Source organism: Cupriavidus sp. CER-90, assembly GCF_057652055.1.
Map to the genome: position 1 here is coordinate 2,713,952 of NZ_JBYGYM010000002.1, position 11,667 is coordinate 2,725,618.

Below are 11,667 nucleotides of genomic sequence, written 5' to 3' on the forward strand. Positions count from 1 at the left end.
CCGGGTCGCCCCGCATCGCTGATACGTATCGGTCCCTACCATTCATGACCCGGCTTTCGTTTCCTCCAGGCCCGTCGTTTCTCGAACAGGCTGCCACGGCGACGTGGTACTTCCTTGACCACTGCGGCCCTGCCGCATCGGCCGCGCACGTGGTCGTGCCGACGGCCGCGCAGATTCCCGGCGTGCGCCAGGCGCTCGATGCCGCGGCACGCGCGGCCGGGCAGCCGCGCCTGCTGCCGCGCGTGCTGACGCTGGGCCACTGGCTGCTGGACCTGCCTCCCGATCTCGATGCCGAACCGGCCCCCACACGCAGCCACGCCGCGCGCCTGCTGGCCGTGCAGCAGGCCATTCGCGCGCAGGACTGGCTGCGCACCGCCTTCGGCGCCCAGACCGAGGGCGCCGCCTGGGGGCTGGCGCAGACGCTGCTGTCGATCAGCGACGAACTGAGCGCGCGATGGCTCGAGGACGCCGCCATCCGCGAGGATGACGACGTGGATGGCGACGACCGCGCCGCGCTGCTGCAAGGTGCGCTGCAGCGTACCTACGCCCATCTGTCCGAGCGGTTTCTTGGCCAGGAGGCCCAGATCGTGCTGGCCTTCTGGCAGATGCTGTCCGGCCCGGACGACCCCTTGCCGGCCCGTCGCCGCGCCCTGCAGCGCCTGGCGCAGCAGGTGGCCGGGCCGGTGGTGTGGATAGGTCCGACGCCGCCCGAGCCCATCGAGGCCAGCTTCCTGCAGCAGGCCGGCGAAGCGGTGCCGACGCTGGAAGTGGGCTACGACTGGACCGGCGGCGACGCGGCAGCCGACGCCGACTGGTACCAGACGCTGCTGGCGCTGTGGCCCGAGGCGCGCCGTGCCGAACCGGCGCAGCCGGACGGGGACGACGGCGAGGCTGGCGCGGATCATGGCGCCGGCAAGGTGCCCACGGATGCCCCGCTGCCCGCGCTGCCGCGGACGCTGCCCGTGGCGCGCCCGCGCGTGCGGGTCATCGGCAGTGCCCGTTTCGAGGACGAAGCCGCGGCCGCGGCGGCCCAGCTCGTGCAATGGCTGAACGAGGGCCGCAAGCATGTGGCCCTGGTGGCGCACGATCGCGTGGTGGCGCGCCGCACGCGTGCGCTGCTGAAGCGGGCCGGTGCGCCGGTACGCGATGAAACGGGCTGGAAGCTGTCCACCACGCGTGCGGCCGCCGCGCTGATGCGCTGGTTCGACGTGCTCGTGCGCGACGGCGATACCGCCGCCTTGCTGGACCTGCTGAAGTCGCCGTTCTGCCTGCCCGACGTCGCCCACCGTGGCGCGGCCATCGCGCTGCTGGAGCGGCAGATCCGGCGCGACGTGATTACCGGCGGCTGGACCCGGCTGCGCCACCTGTTCGCCGAGCGCGAGGGGACGGTGGTGGCCGATGCCGAGGCCATGCAGGCCAGCGACGCGACGCTGCACGTGCGCGCCGCCGCGCGCGGCCTGATCGCCACGCTGGCCGATGAAGCCGGCCAGTGGCCGCGCGGCCATGCCCAGCAGCCGCTGTCGGTCTGGCTGGGGCGGCTCGATGCCACGCTCGACACGCTGGCGATGCGTCCGGCGCTGGCCGCCGACGATGCCGGCCAGCAATTGCTCGATGCGCTGGCGCGGCTGGCAGAACTGGCCGACGACGAAACCGGCGGCCATGCCACGCTGAACCAGCAGGAATTCCGCGCCATGCTGGCCGCGCTGCTCGAAACGGTGGCCTACAAGGAGCCGCTGGCGCAGAGCCAGTCGCGCATCACGATCCTGCCGCTCAACGGCGCGCGGATGCGCCGCTTCGACGGCGTGGTGGTGGTGGGGTGCGATGACGCCCAGCTGCCGTCCAGCGCGGCCGAGCTGATGTTCTTCTCGAACCAGATGCGGCGCGAACTGGGCCTGGAAGATCGCGAGGCACGCTTTGCGCAGCAGGCGCGCGACCTGGCCGAAGTGCTGCTCAACAACGACGACGTGGTGCTGACCTGGCAACGCTATGGCAGCCGGGGCGAGCCGCATCACGTGTCGGGCTGGATCGAGCGGCTGTCCGCCTGCTGCGCGCGCGCCGGGGCGCCGATCGAGGCCAGCGCCGCGCCGCAGCTGCTCGACACCTTCGCGCAGCCCGGCCATATGCCCGCCCCGATCGCGCCGGAACGCGTGCCGGCCCGCTGGAGCGCGGCGGCGTACAACATGCTGCGCCGGTGTCCCTATCAGTTTTTCGCGGGCCGCATGCTGGGCCTGGCCGGGCTCGAATCGCTCAACGACGACCTTGAGAAGCGCGATATCGGCAACCTGCTGCACCGCGTGCTGCTGCAATACCACCAGGAAGTCCACGACACCGGCGAGCGCGACGATGCCCGGCGGCTGGCCCGCCTGCAACAGATCTCCGACACCGTGTTCGGCAAGCAGATCGCGGAGGACGGCAACGCGATCAGCTACTACCGCCGCTGGTGCGAGGTACTGCCGTCGTACGTGGCCTGGCAGGCCGCCCGCGAGGAAATGGGCTGGCACTGGCGCGGCGGCGAACTGGACGCCGGCGTCGATGTGGCGATGCCCGACGGCGTGCCGCTGCGGCTGGCCGGCCGGATCGACCGTCTCGACAAGGGCCCCGACGGCGCGCACGCGGTGCTCGACTACAAGACGCAGCCCGCCAGCCGCCTGCGCCGCAAAGTGGGCGATGCCGAGGAAGACTGCCAGCTGGCGTTCTACGGCCTGCTGCGCGCCGATGCGGTGGCCGGCAGCTGGGTGGCGCTGGAAGGCGTGAAGCAGGGCGGCCGCGACAGCGCCCCCGGCGCGCAGCGCGAAGTCGATCTGCCCGAATTCCAGGCCGCCGTGACGTGGCTGGAGCGTCAGTTGCGGCATGACGTCGGCCGTCTGCGGCAGGGCGCGAAGCTGCCCGCATTCGGCGATGCCGCCGCCTGTACCTATTGCGAAGCGCGCGGCTTGTGCCGCAAGGGCTTCTGGGAATCCACCGCCTTGCCGGATCTTCGCTCATGAACGCCAGTCAGGACATCCACCCCTATCTGCGCGATGGCCAGCCGGTGGGCGAGGCCGATTTCACCCGCGCCGCGTGCGACCCGGCACGCTCCGTCGTGGTCGAGGCCTGCGCGGGCAGCGGCAAGACCTGGCTGCTGGTGGCGCGGCTGGTGCGCCTGCTGTTGGCCGGCGCCGCACCGCACGAGATCCTGGCCATCACGTTCACGCGCAAGGCCGCCGAGGAGATGCGCGAACGCTTGCTGGAAGTGCTGTCGCAGCTGGCCAGCGGGTCGGACGACGCCGTGCTGGCCCAGCTGGAAATGCGCGGCCTGTCCCCCGATGCCGCGCGCGCCGCGCTGCCGCGCGCCCGCCTGCTGCATGCGCAGGTGCTGGCATCGCCGGGACGCATGGCCATCGACACCTTCCACGGCTGGTTCGGCACGCTGCTGCGTGGCGCGCCGCTGTCGTCGGGCATCGTGCCCGGTGCGTCGCTGCGCGAGGACGCCCTGCGCATGAAGCGCGAGGCCTGGGCGCCGTTCTGGCGCGCGCTGGCCCATCCGCAGCATGCCGATCTGCGCGAAGCCTATGAACAGCTGGTCGATGCGGTGGGCGACTTCCAGGCGCGCAGCCTGCTCGATCGCATGTTCCACGCGCGCAACGAATGGTGGGCGTTCCGGGATGCTGGCGATCCGGCGCAGCGGCTCGCCCAGGATCTTGGCGATGACGCCACGGCCGACGTGCTGGTGGAGGCGTTGGCCGACGACGACTGGTTGGAGGAATGCGCCCAGCTGGCGCTGACCCTGGGCCGGGCCGGCAAAACCGAGCAGACCCACGCGGCGCGGCTGATGGACGGCCTGCGCGCGGTCCGGGCCTGGCGCGATGCCGGCGCCGCGCCCGGCGACGCCGCCGCCCAGGCCTTCGGCCAGTTGCGCGCCGCGTTTTTCACCGACGCCGGCAAGCCGCGCTCGATGAAGGCCACCACGGCGCTGGTCAAGATCTGCGGCGGCGAAGGCGGTGCCGAAGACCTGATCGCCCGCGTGGCCGACCATTGCGCGCGGCTCGACGACATCGCGGCCCGCCGCTGCGAGGCCGCCGTGCTGGCCATCAACCTGGCGCTCTACCGGCTCGGTGACGCCTTGCTGGAACGCTACCAGCGATACAAGGGCGAGCAGCGCGCGATGGATTTCGCCGATCTCGAATGGCTGGCCGCGCGGCTGATGGCCGACGAGGAAACCGCCACCTATCTGCAGGTGCGGCTCGATGCGCGCTATCGCCACCTGCTGCTGGACGAATTCCAGGACACCAACCCGCTGCAATGGCGCATCCTGCAGGGCTGGCTGGCCGGCTACCAGGGCCTGGGCGACAAGCCGACCGTGTTCCTGGTGGGGGATCCCAAGCAGTCGATCTATCGCTTCCGCCGGGCCGATGCGCGCCTGTTCGATGCCGCACGCGACATGCTGCAAGCGGAGTTTCGCGCCACGGTGCTGCGTACCAACCGCACGCGGCGCAATCGTCCCGAAGTGCTGGACTGGGTCAATGCGGTATTCGATCATGCCCGCGCCGACGGCCGCTATCCGCTCTACGAGACCCAGACCACAGCGCTGAAAGAACCCGGCGGCCCGGTCTGGCTGCTGCCGCTGGTCGAGGCGGAAGACGCCGCCGGGGCGGGCGCGGCCGACGGAGCCGTGGACGAAGCCGCGGACGCAGCGGCGGGAGCGGACGCCGACGGCGATCGGCCTGCCGGTGACGGCCATCGCGACACGCTGACGCAGCCGCGTGTGCAGCAGGGCGATTCACTGCGCTTCGAGGAAGGCCGGCGCGTGGCCGCGTGGCTGCACTATCTGCGCGAGCAGGTACCCGTGCGCGAGGGCGATGTGTCGCGGCCCGCCACCTGGCGCGACATGCACCTGCTGGTGCGCCGCAAGACCTATCTGCCCGACTACGAGCGCGCGCTGCGCGAAGCCGGTATCCCGTGCCTGAGCCCGCGCCGCGGCGGGCTGCTGACGACGCTGGAGGCGCTCGATATTTCGGCGCTGCTGGCGTTCCTGATGACGCCGGAGTCCGATCTCGACCTGGCGCATGTGCTGAAGAGCCCGATCGTTGGCGCCACCGACGACGACCTGATCCTGCTGGCGTCGATCGAAGGCGAAGGCGGCTGGTGGTCGCGCATCGCCAACGGGCTGCCCGAGCATGTGTCGGACGCGCTGCGCGCCGGCATCGGCCGCTTGCGCACCTGGCTGGCGCTGGCGCCGCACGAGCCCGTGCACGACCTGATCGACCATATCTACCACCACGGCGAGGTGCGCCGCCGCTACGCGGAGGCCGCGCCGTCGGCCATCCGCGAACAGGTGCTGGCCAACCTGGACGCCTTCCTGAAGCTGTCGCTGGACCTGGACGGCGGCCGCTACCCGAGCCTGCCGAAGTTCATCGACGAACTGCAGGAGATCCGGCGCGGCGACGAGGATGAGAGCCCGGACGAGGGCGGCATGGGGGAGGGCGTGGAAGACACCGAGGCCGAGCCCGACGACGCCGGTGACAGCCAGCTTGACGCGGTGCATATCCTGACCGTGCATGCGGCCAAGGGCCTGGAGGCGCCATTCGTGGTGCTGCTCGATGCCAACCACAGCGATCCGGCCGCCGACCGTGGCGGCATCCTGGTGGACTGGCCGCCGGCATCGAGCGCGCCGCGGCATTTCTCGGCCTACGGCAAGCGCAGCGAGCGCGGCCTGGCACGTGCGCCGATGTTCGAGGCCGAAGCCGCCCTGGCCGAGCGCGAGAACTGGAACCTGCTCTACGTGGCCATGACGCGCGCGCAGCAGGGCCTGCTGGTCAGTGGCGTCAAGGGCCGCGCCAGCAAGGCCGCCAGGGAGGAAGACACCGGCGCCGAGATCGCCGGCAGCTGGTATGTGCGGCTGGCCGGGGCAGGCGTCGGCGACGCGGTGAGCGCCTATCCGGAGGCGGAAGTCGCGGCCGCCGACACCTTCGGCGCGGCCAGCGAGCGCGTACGCTACACCGATTTCCGGCTGCGCTATCGCGGCGCGGACGAGGTGGCGGCCGGGGAGGCCGCCGAAGCGATGGCCGAAGCGGTAGCCGAAGCCGGCTTCGAGGACGAGGCCGAAGCCATGGTATTCGACGCCGAGGCTGCCGCGCATGGCGAACTGGTGCACGCGCTGCTGGAACGGCTGACGCGCTACCCGGAGGCCTTCGCCGGCGTGCCGGACGCCGCCACCGTGATGCGCTGGTTCCCGCTGGCCGGAGCGGGCGCGCCCCTGGCACGGGACCGCTGGCAGCAGCAGGCCGAGGCGGCGGTGGCCGACCTGCGCGCCATGCTGGCGTCGCCGGCGCTGCGGCCGCTGCTGTTCGCGCCCGACGCGGTGTCGGCGCGCAACGAGGTGGAGCTCTACGATGGCCGGGGCCGCCTGCTGCGGATCGACCGGCTGGTGGAGTTCGACGACCGCGTGGTCATCATCGACTACAAGCAGCGCCTGTTGCCGCAGGAACACGCCGCCTATGGCGCGCAGCTGGCGCGCTATGTGGCGGCGGTGCAGCCGGTCTTCCCGGGCAAGCGGATCGAAGCCGGCGTGGCCACGGCCGCCGGGGAATGGATCGATGCCGAAGTGCTGCGCGCTTCGACACCCTCACGGACGTCTGCGCCAATCGCCACGACGCAGCAGGGGTCGTTGTTCTGATCCGCAAAAGAGGCGCAGAATAGGTGCTGGATTGCCGGGCGATGGCGGGTCCGCCGCGATCGGCAGGAAGGCACGATTTTGTGGAATTTTCGCGAAGAACTTCGCGGGAAGACAGGAAAAGCAGGAAGAAGGGGGACGAGCCTGACCCTCGGCACTGGTGGAAAACGGCTGTGGCTGCTTCGTTCCCGACCTGACCAGGTTGACCGCGCCACCATGCGAGGAGGCCCGTCCGACCGGCATTGTAACCCAACCTGGCGCAACGTTTCCAATTTCGTTGTTCTACGAGGGTTGTTCGACCGGAGTTTGATCTGATACCGGGGTGTCGCCCGGCCATGCTGGCAGCATGGCGGACGGCATTTTCTGCCGACTTTTCATCCAGACAGGTTGGGGCATGAACGCAAACGACCAGATCCTCCGCGGCGCACTCGTGCCGCAAGACATCTCCATCGAAGTTCTTCAGGAAAAATACGCCAAGGGCGAGGAGCGCAGCATCGACGATGTGCGCCGCCGCGTGGCGCGCGCGCTGGCCGAAGTCGAGCCGGCCGATCACCGCGACACCTGGGCCGCGCGCTTTCTCTGGGCGCTGGAAAACGGCTTCGTGCCGGCCGGGCGCATCAATTCCGCCGCCGGTACGGGCATCCAGGCCACGCTGATCAACTGCTTCGTGCAGCCCGTGGGCGATTCGGTGTCCGAGTCCCGGGACGGCAAGCCCAGTATCTACACGGCCGTGGCGCAGGCCGCCGAAACCATGCGGCGCGGCGGCGGCGTGGGCTATGACTTCTCGTCGATCCGGCCCGGCGGCGCGCTGGTGCGCGCCACGCATTCGCGCGCCTCGGGGCCGGTGTCGTTCATGAAGGTGTTCGATGCGTCGTGCGCCACGGTGGAGTCGGCCGGGGCGCGGCGCGGGGCGCAGATGGGCGTGCTGCGCTGCGACCATCCCGACATCGAGAGCTTCATCCACGCCAAGGATCGTGGCGACCTGACCAACTTCAATATCTCGATCGGCGTGACCGACGCCTTCATGCAGGCCGTGGAGGCCGACGAGGAGATCGAACTCGTGCACGAGGCCGAGCCGGGCATGGACGTGATCGCGGCCGGCGCCTACCGGCGCGACGACGGCCAGTGGGTGTATCGCCGCGTGCCGGCGCGCCGGCTGTGGGACCAGGTCATGCAGGCCACCTACGACCACGCCGAGCCCGGCATCCTGTTCCTGTCGCGCATCAACGCCGACAACAACCTGTATTACTGCGAGACGATCGAGGCCACCAACCCGTGCGCGGAGCAGCCGCTGCCGTCGTATGGCTGCTGCTGCCTGGGATCGATCAACCTGACGCGCTTCGTGCGCCAGCCCTTCACCGACGAGGCCAGCTTCGACTTCGCCGCGTTTGCCGAAGTCGTGCGGGTGTCCACGCGCATGCTCGACAACGTGCTGGACGTCACGTTCTGGCCGCTGCCCGAGCAACAGGCCGAGGCGCAGGCCAAGCGCCGCATCGGGCTGGGCTTTCTGGGGCTGGGCAGCGCGCTGGTGATGCTGGGGCTGCGCTACGACACCGACGCGGCGCGCGCGCTGGCGGGCCGGATCTCCGAAGCGATGCGCGACCACGCGTACCTGGCATCGGTGGAACTGGCCGACGAGAAGGGCGCCTTCCCGCTGTTCGATGCCGACGCCTACCTGCGCGGCGGCTTTGTCAGCCGGCTGCCGGACGCCGTGCGGGACGCCATTCGCACGCACGGGCTGCGCAACTCGCACCTGCTGTCGATCGCGCCGACCGGCACCATCACGCTGGCCTTCGCGGACAACGCGTCGAATGGCATCGAGCCCGCGTTCTCGTGGACGTACAACCGCCGCAAACGCATGCCGGACGACAGCTATCGCACGTTCGAGGTGGCCGACCATGCATGGCGGCTCTACCGCCATATGGGCGGCGACATGGACCACCTGCCGGACAGCTTCGTCACCGCGCTGCAGATGTCGGCGCTGGACCATATGCGGATGCTGGAAGCCGTGCAGCCGTATATCGACACCAGCATCAGCAAGACCGTGAACGTGCCGGAGGACTATCCGTACGAAGCCTTCCGCAACCTGTACCTGGAAGCCTGGAAGGCCGGCCTGAAGGGACTGGCCACCTACCGGCCCAACCAGGTGCTGGGCGCCGTGCTGTCGGTGGCGCCGGCCCCCGGCGCGCCCGCGGCGGCGGCCACGTCGCCGGGCGCCCAGCAGAATGGCGACGACCCGCTCACCCGGCCGTTCGGCAGCCGTCCGCTGGGCGATCTGGAAGGCGTGACGTCCAAGGTCGAATACCTGACCTACGAAGGCCACAAGACCGTCTACCTGACCGTGAATTTCATGCGCGTCACGGGGACGGTGGACGGCCAGCCGGTCACGATCGAACGGCCCATCGAGTTCTTCATGCCGGCCGGCCAGCGTACCGAGGGGCAGCAGTGGATCACGTCCACGATGCGGCTGCTGTCGATGGTGGCGCGCTCGGGCGGCCCGATCGCCAAGGCGCTGGCCGACATGCGCAACGTGGTGTGGGACAAGGGCACCGTGCGCTATGGATCGGTGGTGCGGCAGGATGGCACCGAGGTGCCGCGCTTCCATGACTCCGAGGTGGCGGCCCTGAGCTACGCGCTGCAGCGCATCCTGATCAAGCGCGGCTTCCTGGACGACGAGGGCGGCCAGGTGCCCGTGACGGCGCTGGCCGCCCGGCTGGCCCGGCGCGACGGCGGGGAGGCGGCGGTCGCACTGGCCAGGCCGACGACGCCGGCCCAGGCCGCGACGGCCGTGACCGGCATCGGCACCGGCAAGCCATGCCCCGAATGTGGCGCGCATGCGTTGCACAAGGTTGACGGCTGCGCCAAATGCGCCAACTGCGGCTACGTGGGGGAATGCGGCTGATCCGGCACGCGCCGAAGGGGGCGGCCCGCAGTACACCGCCGCCGGTCGGCCGGGCCGCGCCTCCATCACATTACCTATATCGAACGATCGTTTTAAGGAGTACGCTGCGCGCGAGGATGTGAGGTGCGCCAGACTGCCCCCGAATAAACCCTGATCCCTGAATCCGGCTCATCGGGTCGATGACCGGATTTTGGGCGGTGAGCCGGGAACCCGTCCTTACAATCCCCTTTCTGTCCGGCGGGCGGCGCTTGCGTCGCTCGGCGGGGCACATGTCGTCCGGTTGTCCAGGCCCGTCAGAGGCAGGCAGCCGTATCAACCAGAGGAGGATTCAATCGTGTGGAGTCAAGTCTATGACCCGCTAGGCAGCATGGCGCTTTCGACCATCGCTGCAGGGGTTCCGGTCGCCGTGCTGCTTGCCGCGCTGGCGTTCTTTCATATGCAGGCGCACCTGGCGGCCGGCCTGGCGCTGGTGGTGGGCATCGTCGTCGCGTCGTTCGTGTTCGGCATGCCGGCGGCCATGGCCGGCAAGGCGGCGGGGCTCGGCATCGTGTCCGGCTTGTTCCCGATTGGCTGGATCGTCCTCAATATCATCTTCCTGCACCGGCTCACCACGATAAACGGGTCATTCAAGGTGTTGCAGAACTCGATCTCCGGCGTGACCGAGGATCGCCGCCTGCAACTGCTGCTGGTGGCCTTCAGCTTTGGCGCATTCTTCGAGGGCGCCGCCGGCTTTGGTACGCCGGTGGCCGTGACCGGTGCCATCCTGATCGGCCTGGGCTTCTCGCCGCTGGCCGCTTCGGGCCTGGCGCTGATCGCCAATACCGCGCCGGTGGCCTTTGGCGCGCTGGGTGCGCCGATCATCGGCCTGTCGTCGGTGACGGGCATCGACCAGGTGCAGCTGTCCGCGATGATCGGCCGCCAGCTGCCGTTCTTCTCGGTGCTGGTGCCGTTCTGGCTGATCTGGGCGTTCGCGGGCTTCCGCGGCATGCTGGCGATCTGGCCGGCCATCCTGGTGGCGGGCGTCAGCTTCGCCGTGCCGCAGTTCCTGGTGTCGAACTTCCATGGCCCGTGGCTGGTGGACGTGATCTCGGCGCTGATCTCGATGGGCTGCCTGACCGGCTTCCTGAAGATCTGGCAACCGAAGGAAATCTGGACGTCCACGCGCATCCTGGGCCGCCACGACGACTCCAAGGTCGATCATCCCGAGGCGCTGGAAGCCGACGCGCGGGCCAGCGCGGCATCGGTGGGCATCTCGGTGGCCAAGGCCTGGATGCCGTGGGTGATCCTGACCGTGTTCGTGTTCGTCTGGGGCGTTCCCGAGTTCAAGAAGCTGATGGACGGCATCTGGCAGTGGAAATTCCCGATCCCGGGCCTGGACAAGGCCGTCATCAAGGGCCCGCCGGTGGTGCCGAAGGAAATCGCCGAAGGCGCCGTGTTCAACTTCAACGTGCTGTCGATGGCGGGCACCGGCATCCTGGTGTCGGCGGTGGTCGGCGGCCTGCTGATGGGCTACTCGATCCCGCGCCTGTTCAAGGAATACTGGGAAACCATCAAGCTCGTGCGCTATTCGCTGCTGACGATCTGCGCGATGTTCGGCATCGGCTACCTGACCCGCTACTCGGGCCTGGACGCCACGCTGGGCCTGGCGTTTGCCCAGACCGGCGTGCTGTACCCGCTGTTCGGCACGATGCTGGGCTGGCTGGGGGTGGCGCTGACCGGGTCCGACACGGCATCGAACGTGCTGTTCGGCGGCCTGCAGAAGACCACGGCCGAGCAGCTGGGCCTGTCGCCGACGCTGATGGCGGCCGCCAACAGCTCCGGCGGCGTGATGGGCAAGATGATCGACGCGCAATCGATCGTGGTGGCATCCACGGCCACCAAGTGGTACGGCCACGAGGGCGAGATCCTGCGCTACGTGTTCTTCCACTCGATCTCGCTGGCCATTCTGGTCGGCCTGTTCGTGACGCTGCAGGCGTATGTGCATCCGTTCACGCAGATGGTGATTCACTGACGGCCGGCCAGCCCGATGTGACACGAAGCCCCGCCCCACGGCGGGGCTTTTTCGTAGGCGCCGGCCGGCCAGGGTTTGCCGGGCCGGCTCCCGATTGCCGAG

The 11,667-nt window shown here is 69.7% G+C and carries 4 protein-coding genes and 1 other RNA gene; 4 read left to right on the top strand and 1 reads right to left on the bottom strand.

The window, feature by feature from the left end; all coding sequences use genetic code 11:
* Nucleotides 1-44 precede the first annotated feature (44 nt).
* Both AC24R4_RS23105 and AC24R4_RS23110 read left to right on the top strand, forming a co-directional pair.
* Entirely contained in the window at nt 45-2,987 is a 2,943-nt protein-coding gene (locus AC24R4_RS23105) for a PD-(D/E)XK nuclease family protein (protein WP_400392887.1), read from the top strand.
* Nucleotides 2,984-6,655, top strand: a complete 3,672-nt coding sequence (locus AC24R4_RS23110) for a UvrD-helicase domain-containing protein (RefSeq protein ID WP_400392889.1) — start codon at nt 2,984-2,986, stop codon at nt 6,653-6,655. Before AC24R4_RS23105 ends, AC24R4_RS23110 begins: the two co-directional genes overlap by 4 nt.
* Nucleotides 6,656-6,786: 131 nt before the next feature.
* Here the strand turns inward: AC24R4_RS23110 and ffs are convergent.
* An RNA gene (ffs, locus tag AC24R4_RS23115) (signal recognition particle sRNA small type) lies at nt 6,787-6,885 on the bottom strand.
* A gap of 161 nt (nt 6,886-7,046) precedes the next feature.
* Between ffs and AC24R4_RS23120 the strand changes: the two genes are divergently transcribed.
* Both AC24R4_RS23120 and AC24R4_RS23125 read left to right on the top strand, forming a co-directional pair.
* Nucleotides 7,047-9,554, top strand: coding sequence for an adenosylcobalamin-dependent ribonucleoside-diphosphate reductase (locus tag AC24R4_RS23120; protein WP_400392891.1), 2,508 nt, complete (start codon nt 7,047-7,049; stop codon nt 9,552-9,554).
* Between the two features lie 334 nt (nt 9,555-9,888).
* On the top strand, nt 9,889-11,565 hold the full coding sequence (locus tag AC24R4_RS23125) for an L-lactate permease (RefSeq protein WP_400392893.1): 1,677 nt from the start codon (nt 9,889-9,891) through the stop codon (nt 11,563-11,565).
* Nucleotides 11,566-11,667 lie beyond the last annotated feature (102 nt).

Excerpts from the sequence above, each read along its gene's own strand:
- AC24R4_RS23105 (WP_400392887.1), top strand. The coding sequence starts at position 45 with ATGACCCGGCTTTCGTTTCCTCCAGGCCCGTCGTTTCTCGAACAGGCT.
- AC24R4_RS23110 (WP_400392889.1), top strand. The coding sequence starts at position 2,984 with ATGAACGCCAGTCAGGACATCCACCCCTATCTGCGCGATGGCCAGCCG.
- AC24R4_RS23120 (WP_400392891.1), top strand. The coding sequence starts at position 7,047 with ATGAACGCAAACGACCAGATCCTCCGCGGCGCACTCGTGCCGCAAGAC.